At 71.3% G+C, this 18,945-nt stretch carries 15 protein-coding genes and 1 tRNA gene; 7 read left to right on the forward strand and 9 right to left on the reverse strand.

Features of this window, described 5'->3' with window-relative positions:
• Positions 1 to 68: 68 nt before the first annotated feature.
• The 6 genes from ACIRQH_RS07455 to ACIRQH_RS07480 all read right to left on the reverse strand — a co-directional run bounded on the left by ACIRQH_RS07455 (position 69) and on the right by ACIRQH_RS07480 (position 4,449).
• Positions 69 to 155 (reverse strand) — tRNA-Ser (locus ACIRQH_RS07455).
• A gap of 273 nt (positions 156 to 428) precedes the next feature.
• Positions 429 to 692 carry a hypothetical protein gene (locus ACIRQH_RS07460; RefSeq protein ID WP_358818832.1) on the reverse strand — a complete coding sequence of 88 codons (264 nt, stop codon included), beginning with the start codon at positions 690 to 692 and terminating at the stop codon, positions 429 to 431.
• A gap of 207 nt (positions 693 to 899) precedes the next feature.
• Positions 900 to 1,619, reverse strand: a complete 720-nt coding sequence (locus ACIRQH_RS07465) for an ABC transporter permease (protein WP_358818833.1) — start codon at positions 1,617 to 1,619, stop codon at positions 900 to 902.
• Positions 1,620 to 1,629: 10 nt separating this feature from the next.
• The gene (locus tag ACIRQH_RS07470) at positions 1,630 to 2,541 is read right to left on the reverse strand and encodes an ABC transporter ATP-binding protein (RefSeq protein ID WP_356432900.1); all 912 of its coding nucleotides are present in this window, start codon (positions 2,539 to 2,541) and stop codon (positions 1,630 to 1,632) included.
• Entirely contained in the window at positions 2,538 to 3,443 is a 906-nt protein-coding gene (locus ACIRQH_RS07475) for an ABC transporter permease subunit (protein WP_358818834.1), read from the reverse strand. The genes ACIRQH_RS07470 and ACIRQH_RS07475 overlap by 4 nt, the downstream gene beginning before the upstream one ends.
• The gene (locus tag ACIRQH_RS07480) at positions 3,433 to 4,449 is read right to left on the reverse strand and encodes an ABC transporter ATP-binding protein (RefSeq protein ID WP_358818882.1); all 1,017 of its coding nucleotides are present in this window, start codon (positions 4,447 to 4,449) and stop codon (positions 3,433 to 3,435) included. The genes ACIRQH_RS07475 and ACIRQH_RS07480 overlap by 11 nt, the downstream gene beginning before the upstream one ends.
• 256 nt (positions 4,450 to 4,705) lie before the next feature.
• Between ACIRQH_RS07480 and ACIRQH_RS07485 the strand changes: the two genes are divergently transcribed.
• The 7 genes from ACIRQH_RS07485 to ACIRQH_RS07515 all read left to right on the forward strand — a co-directional run bounded on the left by ACIRQH_RS07485 (position 4,706) and on the right by ACIRQH_RS07515 (position 12,125).
• Entirely contained in the window at positions 4,706 to 5,548 is an 843-nt protein-coding gene (locus tag ACIRQH_RS07485; RefSeq protein ID WP_404224660.1) for a M24 family metallopeptidase, read from the forward strand.
• Positions 5,545 to 7,314 carry an SDR family oxidoreductase gene (locus ACIRQH_RS07490; protein WP_404224662.1) on the forward strand — a complete coding sequence of 590 codons (1,770 nt, stop codon included), beginning with the start codon at positions 5,545 to 5,547 and terminating at the stop codon, positions 7,312 to 7,314. Before ACIRQH_RS07485 ends, ACIRQH_RS07490 begins: the two co-directional genes overlap by 4 nt.
• A gap of 59 nt (positions 7,315 to 7,373) precedes the next feature.
• Positions 7,374 to 8,303, forward strand: a complete 930-nt coding sequence (locus ACIRQH_RS07495) for a metal-dependent hydrolase (RefSeq protein ID WP_404224664.1) — start codon at positions 7,374 to 7,376, stop codon at positions 8,301 to 8,303.
• Between the two features lie 64 nt (positions 8,304 to 8,367).
• Entirely contained in the window at positions 8,368 to 9,312 is a 945-nt protein-coding gene (locus tag ACIRQH_RS07500; RefSeq protein ID WP_404224666.1) for a MerR family transcriptional regulator, read from the forward strand.
• 182 nt (positions 9,313 to 9,494) lie between these two features.
• Positions 9,495 to 10,043, forward strand: a complete 549-nt coding sequence (locus ACIRQH_RS07505) for an RNA 2'-phosphotransferase (protein WP_404224668.1) — start codon at positions 9,495 to 9,497, stop codon at positions 10,041 to 10,043.
• A 173-nt stretch (positions 10,044 to 10,216) separates the two neighbouring features.
• The gene (locus ACIRQH_RS07510; protein ID WP_388868202.1) at positions 10,217 to 11,119 is read left to right on the forward strand and encodes an LLM class flavin-dependent oxidoreductase; all 903 of its coding nucleotides are present in this window, start codon (positions 10,217 to 10,219) and stop codon (positions 11,117 to 11,119) included.
• Positions 11,120 to 11,237: 118 nt separating this feature from the next.
• On the forward strand, positions 11,238 to 12,125 hold the full coding sequence (locus ACIRQH_RS07515) for a Cof-type HAD-IIB family hydrolase (RefSeq protein ID WP_404224670.1): 888 nt from the start codon (positions 11,238 to 11,240) through the stop codon (positions 12,123 to 12,125).
• Positions 12,126 to 12,289: 164 nt separating this feature from the next.
• On the opposite strand, the gene ACIRQH_RS07520 is transcribed toward ACIRQH_RS07515, so the two are convergent.
• The 3 genes from ACIRQH_RS07520 to cydD all read right to left on the reverse strand — a co-directional run bounded on the left by ACIRQH_RS07520 (position 12,290) and on the right by cydD (position 18,916).
• Positions 12,290 to 13,333 (reverse strand): M23 family metallopeptidase, encoded by a 1,044-nt coding sequence (locus ACIRQH_RS07520; protein WP_404224672.1) that lies wholly within the window; start codon positions 13,331 to 13,333, stop codon positions 12,290 to 12,292.
• A gap of 130 nt (positions 13,334 to 13,463) precedes the next feature.
• A complete protein-coding gene (locus tag ACIRQH_RS07525; RefSeq protein WP_388868208.1) occupies positions 13,464 to 15,185 on the reverse strand; it encodes a GAF domain-containing protein in 1,722 nt (573 codons plus the stop codon).
• 182 nt (positions 15,186 to 15,367) lie between these two features.
• Positions 15,368 to 18,916: a thiol reductant ABC exporter subunit CydD gene (gene cydD, locus ACIRQH_RS07530; protein ID WP_404224675.1), complete on the reverse strand. Its 3,549-nt coding sequence runs from the start codon at positions 18,914 to 18,916 to the stop codon at positions 15,368 to 15,370.
• Positions 18,917 to 18,945: the final 29 nt, after the last annotated feature.

Here is an 18,945-nt window from a genome sequence, read left to right on the forward strand (position 1 = left end):
GCAGGGGTTACCGCGCGATGGTGATCGTCGCCGCAGCCGCGTGGGCGCTGCTGCGGCGGAACGTGTTGCGGAGGATGCGCGGATCGAACGCGCGCGGGGTTTCACCCCCGACCACGGCTTAGCAAGCCGGTGCCTTCCCACTCGGCCAATCCTCCGGGTGGGCGGCCCGCGCGACACGCGCGCTCGAAGCGGCCGCCCCGGGCAGCCCCCCGTGCGGAGCGGGTTCGACGGAGGGGTAACTACTCCGGAACCCGCCGCGGGCTGCCCTGTCGGGAACTCGACGAACTGCTCCTGATGAACATCGTCGCGCTCCTCTCCCAGAGTGTGGCGCCGGACGGATCCGACGGCGTGGACACAACTACTGTGCCTGTCGGCCGACTTGAGCGCCACTGATTAAAGGCCGCCTCCCCAGGGGGCGGCCGCGGGTCTCACCTGCGGCGCCATCTGCGCCGACGGCTCTTGCTGAAGAACCATCCCGCGGGCGGCTCGTCCGAGCGCCACGGCTCCGGTTCGGGTCCTTCCTCGCGCCAGCGGGCGGCGAGCATGCGTGCCCGGGCCGACGGCTCCGTCGTCTCCGCGGACCGGACGAAGTCCTCGTCGAGCACCAGGTCGTCCCACGGCTCGCCGGCCGCGGCCCCGGACCCGTCACCGGCCTGCTCGCGGCCGTCACCCCTCGGTTCCTCTGCTGCCATCCCCGTTCCTCCTGGCCGTACGTCCCCGTTCGCTCAGTCTGCCCGGACCGAGGTGAAGCCCCCGTCAAGAAAAAAGAGGCTCCCCGCGCGCGTGGCCGGTGATCGGCGGCACGCGCGCGGGGAGCCTCTTTTCGTGGTGTCGGCGCTCAGGCCCCGGCGCTCACCCGGTCCCGGGGGCGCGGACCTCCCACGCTCACAGCGGGTGTCTCACTCCTCGCCGGCCAGCGTCAACGACCGCAGCCGCTGCCCCGCGTACCAGGTGGCGAGAACGGTGACGACGACCAGCAGGACCGTCGCGGTCGGCAGGCCGACGTCCGAGGTGACGAGGTCGCCGCCGGTCACCTTGTGGCCCACGGCGAGCGCCCACTGCTGGACGCTGAGGGTGCGCGCGCCGGACACCAGGGAGCCGAACAGGGCCTCCCAGACAAGGGCGTAGACGAGTCCGAAGACCACGGCGTGCCGGGTGATGGTCCCGAGGAGCAGGAACATCGCGGCGTAGGCGATCGAGGCGACGAGCGCGGCGACCGTGTAGGCGACGGCGATCTGCTGGCCGTTGCCGTTCAGGATCATGCCCGCGATGAAAGTGGGCAACGCCGAGAACGCCATGGTCACGGCGATCGCGACGATCAGTTTGGTGAAGATGATCGTGGGCCGCTTCAGGGGCTTGGCGAGCAGGTACACCACCGAGCCGTCGTCGATCTCGGGCCCGATGGCGCCCGTGCCGGCGATGACGCCGATGATCGGCACCATGGTGGCGAGGGCGAACCCGCCGAGCAGGTCGGAGGCCACCTGGTCGTCGGCCCCGGAGAAGCTGCGGACAGCCACCGAGATGACGATGAGCAGGACGGGCAGGACGCCGAGAATGAGGGCCCTGCGGCGGCCGAGCAGGCCGCGGTAGGTGAGCCGGGCGACTGTGGGGTCGTACATCTTCGGCCTCCTACGCCGCGACAAGATACGAGAAGACGGATTCCAGGGACTCGTCGGACGGCGACACCGTCAGCAGCCGGATGCCGTGCTCGCGCGCGACCTTGGGCAGCAGGGCGGTGAAGCGGCCGAAGTCGACGGCCTGGATGCGCAGCGCGCCCTCGGCGAGGTCGACCTCGATGCCGGACGTCGACGGGTCCGCGATCAGTGCGGCCGCCAGCGCCCGGTCGTCGCTGGAGCGGACCAGGTAGCGGTGCGGGCGGTCGGTCATCAGGCGGCGGATCCGCCGGAAGTCGCCGCTCGCCGCGTGCCGTCCGGCGACGATCACCTCGATGTGGGAGGCGAGTTGCTCGACCTCCTCGAGGATGTGGGACGAGAACAGCACCGTGCGGCCCTCGTCGCCCATACGGCGCAGCAGCTCCATGAGCTGCATGCGCTGACGCGGGTCCATGCCGTTGAACGGTTCGTCGAGCAGCAGCAGCGACGGGTCGTGGACCAGCGCGGACGCCATCTTCACGCGCTGCCGCATGCCCTTGGAGTACGTGGAGATCTTGCGGTCCTGCGCGTACTCCATCTCGACGGTGGCCAGCGCCCGCTGGGCGGACTTGGCGCCGAGACCGTGCAGTTCGGCGTTGGCGACGACGAACTCGCGGCCGGTGAGGAAGTCGTACATCGCCTCGCGTTCGGGGACGATGCCGATGTGCCGGTAGATGTCCTCGTTGCGCCAGGTCGGGCGACCGTCGAGGGTGACGGTGCCCGTCGAGGGGGCGAGGAAGCCGCCCATCATGTTGATGAGGGTGGACTTGCCGGCTCCGTTCGGGCCGAGCAGGCCGGTGACGCCGGGGCCGATCGTCATCGTGATGTCGTTGACCGCCACCACGTTGCCGAACCAGCGTGAGACGTGGTCGATGTTGAGGGTGGTCACAGCCCGACCTTTCGGTAGCGGCGCATCAGGAGGCCGTAGCAGCCGGCGATGAGACCCAGGACGACGACGAGGTAGACGACGCCCTGGCCGGACGAGGGGCCCACTTCTCCGGGGAAGGCGGAGGAGGCGCCCAGGAAGGCCGTCTGCACACCGTCGATGAGCGTGATGGGCGAGAAGAGCCCGAGCCACGGGACGGCCCCGCTGCTGGACTGCTGGAAGGCGATGGCCTGGACGGTGGAGACCGCTCCGTAAGAGATGGTCAGCGCGGCGATGACGGCCGCGATGCCGAACCCGCGGCGCGGGGTGACGGCCGAGATGACCAGGCCGATGCCGGCGAAGAGCAGCGACAGCAGCGCCACGGAGACCAGCCCCTGTCCGAAGCCCTTCGTCTGGTCGGCGAAGTCGAGCTTGGCGAGGAGCGCGCCCACGTAGAGCACGATCAGCGGGGCCGCAGTGAGGATGAACAGCGCCGAGGCGAGCGCCGCGTACTTCGCGCGAACGTAGTCGGCGGTCTCGATGGGGCGCGAGAAGTACAACGGCACGGTCTTGAAGCGTAGGTCGCGGGAGACCGCCTGGGGACCCTGCGAGGCGACGTACAGGCCGATGACCGCCTGCATGATCACCGCGTAGCGCGTGTAGTCGACGGGGAGGTCCTTCGCCTTGGTGGCGACGGCGACCGCGACCATGATCAGTGCGGGGACGCAGATCACCACGAAGAGCAGCATCGGCAGGACCTTGGACTTGACCGAGCGGCCGAGTCCGTAGGCGCCGCGCAGGGACTGCGAGTACAGGGACCGGCGGGCGTACGCGCGGCCGAGGCGCGGGCCGTCGTAGTTGCGGTAGCCGATGTTGTGGATGCGGGACTGCTCACCGGGCTGGGTGAGGGGCTGCTCAACTGCCATGGCCGACAGCCTCCTTCCGCTGGTCGTCGCCGGTGCGCGGGTCCGCGCTCGCCGCGTGCTCGTCCTTGGTCCGCTGTTCGTCGCTGTCGTTGAAGACCTCGGCGATGTGGTGCCTGCGCTGTTCCATGCGGACCAGGCCGAGGCCGAGGTCGGCGACCAGGTCGCGCACGAGGTCGTAGGTGTCCTCGCTCTCGGTGGTCAGCAGCAGGATGTGTCCGGCGCCCGGCAGGCCGCTGCCGTCGTGCGTCTCGACCCCGCGCGCGTGGAGCGCCTCGCGGACCGCGCGGGTGCCGTCCGGGTGCTCGTCGGTGTCGGTGACCTCGATGGCGAGGGTCGTGGTCGTCTGGGTGAAGTCCGTGGTGGAGCTGGAGCGCAGCAGCTTGCCGCCGTCGACGACCACGACGTGGTCGCAGGTGCGCTCCAGTTCGCCCAGCAGGTGCGAGGTGACCAGGACCGAGATGCCGAAGTCCGTGTGGATGCGGCGGATCAGTCCGAGCATGTCGTCGCGGCCGACGGGGTCGAGGCCGTTGGTCGGCTCGTCAAGGAAGACCAGTTGGGGGTCGTGGACAAGGGCCTGCGCGAGTTTCACACGCTGCTTCATGCCCGTGGAGTAGCCGCCGATGGGGCGGTACCTCTCCTCGTAGAGCCCGACGTGGCGCAGGGTGTCCGCGGTGCGCTCGCGGGCCGCGGCCGGCGGGAGCCCGGACATGCGCGCCATGTGGACGACGAACTCGGTGGCCGAGACGTCGGGCGGCAGGCAGTCGTGCTCGGGCATGTACCCGACCCGCTCACGGATGGCGGCGCCTTCGGTGGCGACGTCGAGGCCGAGCACGCGTGCGTGGCCCTCGGTGGCGGGGGACAGACCCAGCAGGATCTTGATCAGTGTGGACTTGCCGGCTCCGTTGGCTCCGACGAGTCCGGTCACACCGGGTCCGACGTCCACGGAGAGCCGGTCAAGCGCGGTCACCCGGGGGAACCGCTTGCTCAGGCTTTCGGTCGCGATCACAGTCACGATTCGAAGGTAGTGGCGCAGACCACAGGGGTCGTCAGCCCGTGGAGGTGGATCCGTGTCAGCCTCCAGTCGTACGGGTCCTTAGGGGTCCCCCTGAGGTACACCAACCGCGCGTCGGTTATCCACATCCATCCGGTTGTCCACAGGCCGGGCACCGGTCTATTGACGCGGCCTCTAACAACTGTCACATTCACCAGTGTCAAGTTACGGGCACGTACCGCAGTCGGTGTGGACAGGGTGGGGCGGTGGCATGACGACGGCAGTGGCGGGCGAACTCTCCGTGGAGCTGCGGGGGTTCAGAGAGGTTCAGCGTCTCGCCTACGAGTGCGCGGAGGCGGTCGCGGCGCAGCTGAAGCCCGGCGTCACCGAGCGTGAGGCGGCGCGGATGCAGCGGGTGTGGCTGCGCGAGCGCGGGGTGCGGGACTGGTTCCATCTGCCCTTCGCCTGGTTCGGCGACCGCACGGCGTTCGTCGGCTTCCGGATCCCCCTCCAGTTCTTCCCCACCAACCGCCGGCTGGAGCCGGGGATGCCCTTCATCCTCGACATGGCTCCGGTGTACAAGGGTTTCACGGCGGACATCGGCTATTCGGGCTCGCTCGGGCTGAACCCCGTGCAGGACAGGCTGCTCGCCGATCTTGAGGCGCACCGGGAGCTGATCCTGCGCGAGGTGCGCGAGCGGCGGCCGCTCCGCGAGATCTACGAGGACGTGGACCGGCTCATGGTCCGCCAGGGGTACGCCAACCGACACCGCGCGTATCCGTTCGGCGTGATCGCGCACAAGGTGGACCGGGTGCGGGAGCGGCCGTGGTCACCGCACCTGTTCGGGTTCGGCACGCAGTCCCTGAAGGGGCTGGCGAGCGACGCGCTGCGCGGGCACCGGGACGGCTGGTCACCTCTGTGGTCGCCGTACACCTTCTCCGACCACCCGCCCCGGCCGGGGTTGTGGGCGGTCGAACCGCACCTCGGATTCCGGGGTACGGGCGCGAAGTTCGAGGAGATCCTGGTCGTCACCGACTCCAGGGACCCCGAGCAGAGCGCGTTCTGGCTCGACGACGATCTGCCGCACGTGCGGCGCTGGGCGGAGGACAAGTGAGTCTCGTGGGCGCGCGCGAGCGCTGGGTGCGGACGGGCGGGGTCGAGCTGTGCGTCGCCGAGCTGGGCGACGACAGGCAGCCGACGGTCGTGCTCGTGCACGGCTATCCGGACTCCAAGGAGGTGTGGTCCGAGGTCGCCGTCCGGCTCGCCGACCGCTTCCACGTCGTGCTGTACGACGTCCGGGGCCACGGCCGTTCGACGGCACCGCAGCCCCTGCGGGGCGGGTTCACGCTGGAGAAGCTGACGGACGACTTCCTGGCGGTCGTCGACGCGGTCAGCCCCGACGAGCCGGTGCACCTGGTGGGGCACGACTGGGGTTCGGTGCAGTCCTGGGAGTTCGTGACCGTCGCGCGCACCCAGGGCCGGGTCGCGTCCTTCACCTCGATGTCCGGACCCTCCCTCGACCACTTCGGCCACTGGATCAAGCAGCGGATGAGGCGGCCCACGCCCCGCAGGGCCGGCCAACTCCTCGGCCAGGGCGCCAAGTCCTGGTACGTGTACCTGCTGCACACGCCGGTTCTGCCGGAGCTGGCCTGGCGCGGCCCCCTGGGCAAGCGCTGGCCGAAGATCCTCGAGCGGGTCGAGAAGGTGCCGGCGGGCGACTACCCGACCGCGTCACTGCCCACCGACGCGGCGCACGGCGCCTGGCTGTACCGCGACAACGTACGGCCGCGGCTGAGCCGCCCCCGCGACGACGCGTACGCGCACGCGCCCGTGCAGCTCATCACGCCTCTCGGGGACGCCTTTCTCTCCGAGCGCCTCTACGACGGGCTGGAGGAGTGGGCTCCGCAGCTGGTGCGCCGCACGATCCGGGCCAAGCACTGGGTTCCGCGCACGCGGCCGGACCAACTGGCCGCCTGGATCACCGAGTTCGTGACCGCCAACGAAGGGCGCGAGTCGGGGGTACCCGCCGCCTCGACGGTGGCCACCGGCCGGTATGCGGAGCGGTTCGGCGGGCAGCTGGTGCTGGTCACCGGTGCGGGCAGTGGCATCGGCCGGGCCACGGCGTTCGCCTTCGCCGAGGCGGGCGCTCGGGTGGTGGCCGTCGACCGGGACGCGGAGAGCGCGGCCCGTACGGCGGAGATGTCCCGGCTCATCGGCTCTCCCGCGGCCTGGGCCGAGACCGTCGACGTCTCGGACGAGCAGGTTATGGAGAAGCTCGCCGAGAAGGTCGTCACCGAGTACGGCGTGGTGGACGTGCTGGTGAACAACGCCGGCATCGGGCTCTCCGGCTCCTTCTTCGACACCACCCCGGAGGACTGGAAGAAGGTCCTCGACGTCAACCTGTGGGGCGTGATCCACGGCTGCCGCCTCTTCGGGAAGCAGATGGCCGACCGCGGACAGGGCGGCCACATCGTCAACACCGCGTCGGCGGCAGCCTTCCAGCCCTCGAAGGCGCTGCCCGCGTACAGCACCTCCAAGGCGGCCGTCCTGATGCTCAGCGAGTGTCTGCGCGCCGAGCTGGCCGGCCAGGGCATCGGCGTATCGGCGATCTGTCCCGGCCTGGTCAACACCAACATCACCGCGACCGCGCGCTTCGCCGGAGTCGACGCGACCGAGGAGAAGCGGCGCCAGAAGCGGTCGACGCGGCTGTACGGGCTGCGCAACTACCCGCCGGAGAAGGTCGCCGACGCGATCCTGCGGGCGGTCGTGCGCAACGAAGCGGTGGTTCCGGTCACTCCGGAGGCGCGCGGCGCCCACCTGCTGCACCGCTTCGCGCCCCGGACCCTGCGCGCGATCGCCCGGCTGGAGCCGCCGCTGTGACCGGCCGGGCAGGGGGAGACGGGCCGGACGGCTCGACGGCGTCTTCGGGGGGAGCGTTCATGGACAGGTCGACCAGCGGTCCTCCGGACGACGGGTACTACGCGATCGCCCCGAGGCGGGTGTCCTTCGACTGGGAGGACACCCCGCTGCACTGGATCCCGGACGAGCCCACCGCCACCCACGTCATCAACGTGCTGCATCTGTTGCTGCCCGCGGGGGAGCGGTGGTTCGTGAAGGTCTTCAAGGAGGCGCTGCCGCTGGTCCGCGACCCCGAACTCCTCAAGGACGTCAAGGGGTTCATGGGCCAGGAGGCCACGCACAGCGTTCAGCACGCCCACGTCCTCGACCACCTCGCCGCCCAGCGGCTCGACACCGCCGACTTCACCAAGTACGTCGACTTCCTCTTCGAGAAACTGCTCGGCGACGAGCCGCCCCGGGGAGTTCCGATCCCGGCCGGGGAGTGGCTGCGGTTCCGGCTTTCGGTGATCGCGGCGATCGAGCAGTTCACGGCGGTGCTGGGCGACTGGGTGCTGGCGGCGGAGGGACTCGATCTCGCCGACGCCGACGAGGTCATGCTGGACCTGCTGCGCTGGCACGGCGCGGAGGAGGTCGAACACCGCGCCGTCGCCTTCGACATGTACCAGCACTGCGGCGGCGAGGGCGCCGCCCGGTACGCCCGCCGGATCGCGGGCATGGCCGTCACCGCACCGATGATGCTGTACCTGTGGGGCTGGGGCGCCACCTACCTCATTCGCCGTGACCCACGGCTGGCAGGACGCCTGCGCTACTCGCTCGCCGAGCACAACAGAGCCGTACGCAAGGGGTTGTTGCCCACCTGGAAGGAGCTCGGCGCAGCCGTGCCGCGCTATCTGCGGCGGTCCTACCATCCGTCGCGGGAGGGCTCGCTGCGCAGGGCGGTGGAGTACCTCGCGCAGTCTCCCGCCGCGCGCTCCGCAGTGGGCGCGATCGCCCGGGCGGCGACCGCGTAGGACCCGACGGGGTAGACAGGGGAGAGGCGGCAGGGGAGACGCGCACGGCAGGAAGGCGGGAGAGATGAGTGAGCACCCGGGCGGGGCCGCGTACCGCATAGAGGACCTGGCGCACCGCAGCGGTGCAACGGTCCGTACGATCCGCGCCTACCAGGACCGGGGGCTGCTCCCCCGCCCTGAGCGGCGCGGCCGCGCCAACGTGTACGCGAACGCCCATCTGGCCAGGCTGCGGCAGATAGCGGACCTCCTCGACCGTGGATACACGCTGGCGTCGATCAAGGAGCTCCTGGAGGCATGGGACGCGGGGCGCGGACTCGGCGGTGTCCTCGGGCTGGTCGCGGAGGTCGACGGGCCGTGGACCGACGAGGAGGCCGGGCGGATCTCCCGGGCGGAACTGGACGAGCGGTTCGGTGGACGCCACGACGACGCGGCGGTGGCGGACGCGGTGGAACTGGGCGTACTGGAGCCCGTTCCCGGGGACGAGGACAGCTTCCTCGTGCCGAGCCCCCAAGAGCTCGCCGCTGCCTCGGAGTTGCACAAGGCGGGCGTCCCGCTGTCCGCGATCTCGGTCCACTTGCGGGAGTTGAGGGGACAGGTCGAGCACATCGCCTCGCGCTTCCTGGAGTTCACCACCGAGCACGTCTTCGCACGCTATCTGGGGGAACATCCGCCGAGTGACACGGAGGCCGCCGAAGCGGCCTCGCTCGTCCGACGGCTGCGACCGCTCGCCCAGCAGACCGTGGACGCCGAACTCGCCCGAGCCATGCGGGCGTTCGCCACCCGTCATCTGCGACAGCACCTGGCCAGGGAAGAGCCTCCAGAGCAACGGAACGAGACGCGCACGGTGGAGATGCCGGCCGAGACAATGCGCGCCGTGGAAAGGCTTGTTGGGACGGCCGGGGCAGCGGTGTTCGTCGCGGTCGCCGCCGAACGCGAGCTGCGGGCACGCACCTTGGACGGGCTGGCCGCAAATCATGCCAATCGCAGCATCGTTGACGAAATACCCTAAAGCGCAAGCGCGTTGTCCACAGGATGCTCAATTCCCCTGTGGATAACAGCACTTGGCTGTGGATCAAACCTGCGAGCCAAAATCAAATGCGTGATCCGCCTCTCGCCAGGCACGCTGGGCGCATGAAGGAACAGAACGATGAGCAGACAGCTGATCCGACAGTCGGACCAGTGGATGAACCGATGGACGACAGACGCACCGTGAAGGTGTCGAAGTACCTGTCGAAGCATTTGCGACACCAGCCCGAGCGGATCGGGCTCACCCTCGGCGAGGGCGGCTGGGTCGAGATCGACACCCTGATCACCGCCGCTGCCGCACACGGATTCCGGTTCACGCGCGACGAACTCGATCACGTGGTGACCCACAACGACAAGCGCCGTTTCGCTGTCGAGGGCGCCCGGATCAGGGCCAGCCAGGGCCACTCCGTGGAGGTCGACCTCGGCCTGCCCGAGGCGACGCCGCCCGCGTACCTCTACCACGGGACCGTCGCCCGCACTCTGGACGCCATCCGTGCCGAGGGCCTGAGGCCCATGAGGCGGCACGCCGTGCACCTCTCCGCGGACCGGGAGACCGCCACCCGCGTCGGCGCCCGCCGCGGCCGGCCCGTCGTCCTCTCCGTCGACGCCGCCGCCATGCAACGCGACGGCCACGTCTTCCGCGTCAGCGCCAACGGCGTCTGGTTGACCGAGGCCGTACCCCCGCGCTACCTGCGGTTTCCCGGCCCGCACTGAAGCCGGCCCCCCGGGGGACCGGGCCGGGGCGATACGGAGACGTCGGCCCAGGGACGCGGAGACGCCGGCCACGGGCCGATGCGGGGACGCAGGGAATCGGCGGTGCGGGAACGCCGGGCCATGGGGATCTCCCGGTGTCCGCGATCACGTCCCGTTCCGCTTAGGCTCGATTCATGAGTCTGCGTCTGAGCACTGTGATCCTGCCCCACGTCCGCTGGCACGAAGGCGGGCGTTCCACCTGGCAGCGCGCGGAGCAGCTCGGCTTCCACACCGCGTTCACCTACGACCACCTCTCGTGGCGGACCTTCCGTGAGGGCCCGTGGTTCGGAGCCATCCCGACGCTGACAGCCGCCGCGGGTGTCACCGAGCGACTGCGCCTGGGCACCCTGGTGACCTCACCGAACTTCCGGCACCCGGTCCCGCTCGCCAAGGAACTGATCTCCCTCGACGACATCTCGAACGGCCGGATCACCCTGGGCATCGGCGCGGGCGGCTCCGGATTCGACGCGACCGTGCTCGGCCAGGACCCCTGGACCCCGCGGGAGCGCGCCGACCGCTTCGGTGAGTTCGTCCCGCTGCTCGACCGTCTCCTCACCGAGGACGTCGTCTCCTACAGCGGCAACTTCTACTCGGCGCACGAGGCGTACGACATCCCCGGCTGCGTCCAGCGTCCCCGGCTGCCCTTCGCGGTGGCGGCCACCGGGCCCCGCGGACTGAAGCTCGCCGCCCGGCACGGACAGGCGTGGGTGACCACCGGCGATCCCAAGCTGTACGAGACGGGCACCCCGGACCAGTCGGTTCAAGCCATTCGCGCACAGGTCGACAAGCTGGCCGACGCGTGCGCCGGGATCGGCCGGGACGTGGCCGAGCTCGACAAGGTCCTGCTGACCGGCTTCACCCCCGACCGGACCCGTCCGCTGGAGTCCGTCGACGCGTTCGTCGACTTCGCGGGCCGTCATGCCGAACTGGGCTTCACCGACCTCGTGATCCACTGGCCGATCCCCGACTCGGACTTCGCCGCCGACCAGAAGATCTTCGAGCGGATCGCCATGGAGGCGGTCGCGCAGCTCCCCTGAGACCCGTCGCACCGCTCCCGCCCCATCGCACCGACGCCTGGCTCCAACGGGCTGTCATCGTGCTGGTGAGGACGGTAACCACTCAAGTGTGCGGACCGCCGCACGGCCGTGCGCGCATATGCGGGAGAATGGGCGCGTGACCTCAGCGACTCGCCGGCCCGAGACTCCGGCCTCCACCGTCCCGACCCGGCTGATCGCCACGGACCTCGACGGCACCTTGTTGCGCGACGACAAGACGGTGTCGGACCGCACGATCGCCGCCCTCGCCGCCGCCGAACAGGCCGGCATCGAGGTCTTCTTCGTCACCGGCCGCCCGGCCCGCTGGATGGACGTCGTCAGCGACCACGTCCACGGGCACGGCCTGGCGATCTGCGGAAACGGCGCCGCCGTGGTCGACCTGCACGGCGGCCCCGGCGCCCACCGCTTCGTCAAGGTCCGGGAACTGGAACCTGACACCGCCCTCGACGTCGTCCAGCTGCTGCGCGCCGCCGCGCCCGGCACGGTGTGCGCCGTCGAGCGGACGTTCGGCCTTCATCTCGAACCGGGCTATCCCCTGATGCACATGGAACCCCCGGAGATCGTCCTGCCCGCCGAGAAGCTCCTCGCGAAGGACGCGCTGGACGCCGACCAGCCCGTCCTGAAGGTGCTCGCGTTCCACCCGGACATGGACCCGGACGACTTCCTCAGCGTCGCCCGCACCGCCATCGGCAACCGGGCCAACGTGACCCGGTCGAGCCCCAGCGCGCTCCTGGAGATCAGCGGCCCCGGCGTCTCCAAGGCCAGCACCCTCGAACTGTGCTGCGCCGAGCGCGGGATCGCCCCCGAGGAGGTCGCGGCCTTCGGTGACATGCCGAACGACGTCGAGATGCTCACCTGGGCCGGCCGCTCGTACGCGATGGGCAACGCCCATCCCGCCGCCATCGCCGCCGCCTCCGGGCGCACCGCCCCGAACAACGAGGACGGTGTGGCCATCGTGATCGAGCGGATCCTGGCGGAGCGGCTGTAGCCCCCTTCCGGTGAGGGCGGTCCCGGGGTCGGCCGGCCGCCGCCGTGACCGACAGACACCCGGCGGCGCGGTGCACCGCCCCAAGCCCTCACGGACGCGGTGGAGGCATCTGTGGTTCACGTGGAGCGCCACGACCGCCTCCCCCCGGCCGGAGCCCGGCGGACCTACACGACCACCCCGTGCTCGGCCAGCCACGGCACCGGGTCGACCGCCGACCCCATCTCCGGGGTCACCCGCACCTCGAAGTGCAGATGCGGGCCGGTCGAGTTGCCGGTCGTACCGGACTGCGCGATCCACTGGCCGGCCGCCACCTGCTGCCCCTGGTCGACGGTCACCGCGGCGAGGTGCGCGTACTGCGTGTAGTAACCGCCCGGGTGCTCGATCACGATCTCGATGCCGAAGGCACCGCCGCAGGTCACCTTCACCACCCGGCCCGCCCCGGCCGCGCGCACCGGCGTGCCGATGGGAACGGCGAAGTCCTGCCCGGTGTGCCGGTTCGCCCAGCGGTCACCCCCACTCCCGAAACCCGCGGACAGCTCGTACGTCTCGACCGGCGTGACCCATGACCGCGTCGAGTCCGGAGCCGACTGGTCGAGTCGGACCGCCCCCCGGCATGCTCCGGCGGCCACCGAGGCGTCCGCCTGGCTCTGCAGCGTCGACTGTGCCTCCTCCAGCTTCGCCTGGATGGTCCCCTTCATCTCGGCGAGTTCACCGGTCCGTCTCTCCAGCGTCTGCCACGCCGACCGCGCCTTCCCCTCGTCGGCGGCGAGCCGGTCCTCGGCCCGCCTGCTCTTCGCGACGGAGTTGCCGACAGCCAGATCGGCCCGCCAGATGGCACGCTGACCGCGCATCAGGTCGTCGGGGTCCTTCGCCAGGAGGATCTGCGCGGTGTAGGGGAGGTCACCGCCCTGCCGGTACTGGGCGCGCGCGATCCGGCCCAGGTCCGCGTGCAGCACCGCGATCTCCTGCCGCTCCCGCGTCAGCAGCTGCTCCGCCCGCTCCGCCCGGCCACGCTGCGCATCCGCGTCCCGCCGCCCCGCCTCGTACTGCCGCGTCGCCACGGCGGCATCGTCGTACAGCCGCGCCACCTGGGCGCTGACGCCGGGTTCCGCCGCGTCTCCCTGTGCCACCGTCGGACGGGCGGCGAGCACCGCGACCGCACACAACAGCGCCGGTGCGAGCAGGGGATGGCGACGAGAGGAGCGCATGCAAGCGATCGTGTCCCGCCCCGCCGGACCCGGCCTGTTCTAGAGGTGCACCTGGGGGACGGACCGTCACCAATGGCTCAGCGAACGGGCGTCACGGGGCCGCCACAACGTTCCCTGTGCACACGGCGATTCAGTGCGGCACCTGCCACACCACCGTCGTACCGCCCCCGTTCCGGGCGAGCCCTGGCCCGTACCAACTGGCGCCGCCCAGCGACTCGGCACGCCGCTTGAGGTTCCTCAGGCCGCTGCGCCGGCCGCCCTCGGGGATGCCGACACCGTCGTCCGCGACCGAGAGGCGCACCGCCGGCCGCCCGTCGGGCAGCACGACGTTCGCGTCGACCGCGACCTCGATGCGGGACGCCCCGGCGTGCCGGAAGGCGTTGGACAGGGCTTCGCGCAGGGCGGCGATGAGGTTCTTGCCGGTGAGTTCGCCGACCACCGTGTCGACGGCGCCGACGAAGCGGTGACCGGGCTTGAAGCCGAGGGGGACGGCGGCCATGTTGATCTCGCGCAGGACCCGGGTGCGCAGGCCCGAGGGCACCTCGGCGGGACCCTGCTGCAGGGCGAAGATGGCGGTACGGATCTCCTGGATGGTGATGTCGAGTTCGTCGACCGCCTTGCCGACGCCCCGCTGCACCTCGGGCACGTTCGACCGGCGCTGCGCGCTCTCCAGCATCAGCCCGGTGGCGAACAGCCGCTGGATGACCAGGTCGTGCAGATCACGGGCGATCCGGTCGCGGTCCTCGTAGACCGCGAGCCGTTCCCGGTCCCGCTGTGCCTCGGCCATCATCAGCGCAAGGGCCGCCTGTGAGGCGAACTGGGCGGCGAGCGTCCGTTCCGACTCGGAGAACGGGCGCTCCCCGCGGCTCCGCGGGGTGACGAGGGCCCCGACGACCCGGCCGTCGCTCTGCAGGGGAAGCAGCATCACCGGCCCGTAGGCGCTGGCGAGATCCGTGAGCATGCGCGGGTCGGTGGCCGCGTCCTCGACGAACACCGGCTCGCCCTCGCGGAGTTCGGCGACCACCTGGCTCTCCGGCGGGACGACCACGCCGAGGGCCTTCGAGGGGTGTTCCGAGGCGACGGCGACGATCTCCAGCCCGCCGTCCTCGGCGGGCAGCAGCACGATCCCGGCCGCGGATCCGGAGAGCCGGCGTGCCTGTTCGGCGACGACCTGCAAGGCATCCTCGGCGTCGCCGCCGGCCAGCAGGGCGGTGGTGACGGCCACCGAGCCGTCGATCCAGCGCTCGCGCTGCTTGGCCGCCTCGTAGAGCCGGGCGTTGCCGATGGCGATACCCGCCTCCGTCGCCAGTACCCGGACCATGTTGAGGTCGTCGTCCCCGAAGGCGCCGCCGCCGCGCTTCTCGGCCAGGTAGAGATTGCCGAAGATCTCCCCCTGCACCGTGATCGGCACCCCGAGAAAACTGCTCATCGGGGGATGGTCGGCGGGGAATCCGCACGAGCGCGGGTCTTCGGCCAAATTCGTGAGGCGGACCGGACCGGGGTCGTGGACGAGCGCGCCCAGCAGGCCCTTGTGTCCGTCGGGGAGCCGTCCGATGCGCTGCGCCGTCCCCTGGTCGACGCCGTGGAAGACGAAGTCCGCGAGCCCGTGGGCGCTCTCCGAGACGACGCCGATGGCCGCGTAGCGCGCGTCCGTGAGGTCGGCGGCGGTCTCGCAGATCCGGTCCAGCGTCGAGTGCAGCTCCAGTCCCGAGCCGACCGAACGCATCGCCTCCAGCAAACGCGGCACCCGAGCGGCCAGTTCGGCGTCCGGCCCACCGGGACCCGGGCTGTCCGCCCGGTCCGGCACGCCGGTGCCGCCGTCCGGAGCGGGAGAAGCGGAAGCTGCTGACATGCTCCGAGCCTAGTTAGTCCTATTTGCCAGGGAAAGTCGGCCACGGGAGGCGGTGCCGTCCGGGACCCCTCGGGAGCATTCACCCCACCGGGGATCCGGGACTGCTCGGGCGAACCCACACGGCCCGGATCCGGGGACAGCCGGAGCAGATCCCCGGCGCGCCGGGACGGCCAAGGCCGCGGTCATCCCGCCGCCACACCCACCAGCAGATCTCCGGCGGTCTCCCGCTCCACCATCTCCCGCAGCGGTCCCTCGACGGCCGACAGCTCCGTGAAGCCTCCGCGCTGGACCACTTGGCCGTCCGCGAGCACGATCACCTCGTCCACCGCGTCGAGCCCGGCGAGCCGGTGCGTGATCAGCAACGTCGTACGGCCCTCGGTCGCGGCCAGCAGATCGGCGGTGAGGGCGTCGGCCGTCGCCAGGTCGAGATGTTCCGCCGGTTCGTCGAGGACGAGGACGGGGAAGTCGGCGAGGAGCGCACGAGCGAGGGCGAGCCGCTGGCGTTGGCCACCGGAGAGACGTGCCCCATGCTCGCCGATCAGCGTGTCCAGCCCGTCGGGCAGTCCGTCCACCCAGTCGATGAGCCTGGCCCGCCCGAGCGCGTCGCGCAGTCCGGCCTCGGTCGCGTCCTTGCGGGCGAGAAGCAGGTTCTCGCGCACGGTGCTGTCGAAGAGGTGTGCGTCCTGCGCGCACAGCCCGACCAGCCGGCGCACGGCGTCCCCGTCCATCCCGTACGCGTCCACGCCGCCCAGCGTGTACGTCCCCGCTTCGGTGTCCAGGAACCGCAGCAGTACCTGGGCGAGCGTCGTCTTGCCCGCCCCGGAGATGCCGACCACGGCGATCCTGCGGCCCTCGTCGAGCGTCAGGTCGAGGCCGGCCAGCGCGTCCCGGCCCTGTCCGGCGTGGCGGGCCCGAACCCCTTCCAGGCGCAGCGGGAACGGTGACGCGGGCGCCTGCCGCGGCCGCTCCGGTTCCCGTACGGGATCGGGGGCGTCCAGCACCTCGTACACGCGCTCCGCGCTCTTGTGCACCCGCTGCCGGTACTGCACGGCGAGCGGCAGCCCCATGACGGCCTCGAAAGCGGCCAGCGGGGTGAGGACGACGACGGCCGTCAGTACGCCGTCCAGTCGTCCGGCGGCGACGGCCTGGGCGCCGACCAGAGCGGTGGCCGCGACGGTCAGGCCACAGAGGAGCGCGGTGAGTCCGTCACCGAGGGCGGTCGCGGTGGCGGCACGCGAGGAGATGCGGGTCAGGACGCTGTCGGCCCGCCGGGTTTCGGCGGTACGGGCGGGCAGGGCGCCCGCGACGGTCAGCTCGGCGGTGCCGGTGAGCAGGTCGGCCACCTGGGTCGCCAGCGCTCCGCGGGCGGGAGCCAGCCGTCGCTCGGCGCGGCGTGCCACGACGCCGGTCACCAGCGGAACACCGACGCCGGCCGCCAGCAGTCCGACGGCGAGAGCCGCCCCGGCCTCGGGCAGCAGCCAGGCGGTGAAGCCGACGGAGACGGCGGACACCATGGCCGCCGCTCCGGCCGGCAGCAGCCAGCGCAGCCAGTAGTCCTGCAGCGCGTCGACATCGGCGACGAGCCGCGACAGCAGATCGCCGCGCCGGGTGGTGCGCAGTCCGGCGGGCGCGAGGCGTTCCAGGCGCCGGTAGACGGCCACCCGGGTGTCGGCCAGCATCCGCAGCACGGCGTCGTGGGACACGAGCCGCTCCGCGTACCGGAACACGGCCCGCCCGATACCGAATGCCCGGGTGGCTGTGACAGCGACCATCAGATAGAGCACCGGCGGCTGCTCGGAGGCCCGCGAGATGAGCCACCCGGAGGTCGCCATCAGACCGACGGCGCTTCCCAGCGCGAGGCTGCCCAGGAGCAGGGCGAGCGCGAGCGGCCCCCGTCGGGGAGCGGCCATCGCCCGGACGCGGGCGAGCACGCCACCGCGCCTGGTCGGCACCGCCGCGGGCCCCTCTCCCTCCAACGCGCCCGATCCGTTCGGTTCGATGCCCCGGGCCTGCCGCACATCCCCGGACCCGATGAGGGCGGATTCCGTGACCGAGTCGGTGGCCGGCTCCGCGAGCCGGGCATCCGCGGGCGAGGCGGCCTCCAGACGGACCACCCGGTCCGCCACCCCGAGCAGGGCCGGCCGGTGCACCACCAGGAGTACGGTCCGCCCGACGGCGAGACGCCGGACGGCCTCGACGACCTCCGCCTCCGTCGCTCCGTCGAGCGAGGCGGTCGGCTCGTCGAGGAGCAGCAGGGGCCGGTCCGCGAGGAACGCCCGGGCCAGCGCGAGGCGCTGACGTTGTCCGGCCGACAGGCCGGCGCCGTCCTCGCCGAGAAGTGTGTCCGCCCCGTCCGGCAGCGCGTCGACGAATCCGGCCGCGCCCGCGTCGACGAGGGCCCCGCGTACCGCCGCGTCGTCCGCGTCGGGGCGTGCGAGCCGTACGTTCTCGGCGATGGACCCGGCGTACAGATGCGGTCGTTGCGGTACCCAGGCGATCCGGGAGCGCCATTCCCCGAGGTCGGCCTCGGAGAGATCGACTCCCCCGGCCCGCACCCGGCCCGCTGTGGGCTCCACGAATCCGAGCAGGACGTTCAGCAGCGTCGACTTGCCCACGCCGCTGGGCCCGACGAGAGCGACCGTCTCACCGCGCGCGACGGTGAAGGAGACGTCCGAGACCGCGTTCGTGAGGCGCCCCGGATAGCGCACGGTCACGCTCTCGAAGCCGAGCTCCCCCGCCGGCAGGCGCAGCGATCCGGCGGCCGGTGCCGGGGTCTCCAGCACGGCGAAGATCTCCTCCGCGGCGGCGAGCCCCTCGGCCGCGGCGTGGTACTGGGCCCCCACCTGGCGCAGCGGCAGATACGCCTCGGGCGCCAGGACGAGGATGACCAGCCCCACGTACAGGTCCATCTCGCCGTGGACGAGCCGCATACCGATGGTCACGGCGACGAGAGCGACCGAGATGGTGGCGAGCAACTCCAGAGCGAAGGAGGACAGGAAGGCGATCCGCAGCGTCCGCATGGTCGCCTGTCGGTACTCGCCGGTGATCTTCCGGATCGACTCGGCCTGCGCCTTGGCCCGGCCGAACACCTTCAGCGTCGGCAGTCCCGCGACGACGTCCAGGAAGTGTCCGGAGAGGCGCGACAGCATGCGCCACTGGCGGTCCATCTGTGTGCGGGTGGCCCAGCCGATCAGGATCATGAAAAGGGGAATCAGGGGAAGCGTGCCGACGATGATCGCGGCCGACACCCAGTCCTCGGTGACGATGCGCGCCAGCACCGCCACGGGGACGACCACCGCGAGTCCGAGTTGCGGCAGGTAGCGCGAGAAGTAGTCGTCGAGAGCGTCGACACCCCGCGTGGCGAGGGCCACCAGCGAACCCGTCCGCTGGCCGCTGAGCCACCCGGGGCCGAGGAGTGCGGCCCGTTCCAGCAACCGCCCCCTCAGCTCGGACTTGACCGCGGCGCTCGCCCGGTGAGCGGCCAGCTCGGTGAGCCAGGCCACCGCGCCCCGCCCGATGGCGACCGCCACCAACAGCATCAACGGCGAACGGAGTTCGGTCGCGGAGAAGCCGTGCTGGAAGGCACCCACCACCACTTCGGCGATGAGTATCGCCTGGGCGATGACCAGCGCCGCTCCGACGACACCCAGCGCCACGACCGCCAGGAGGAAGAGGCGGGTGGCTCGGGCGTACCGAAGCAGCCGCGGATCGATTGGTTTCACGTGAAACACACCCTTGGCTCATCAGGCACGTTTCACGT

Origin of the sequence: Streptomyces sp. NPDC102279 (assembly GCF_044766365.1) — a bacterium.
Taxonomy (GTDB): domain Bacteria; phylum Actinomycetota; class Actinomycetes; order Streptomycetales; family Streptomycetaceae; genus Streptomyces.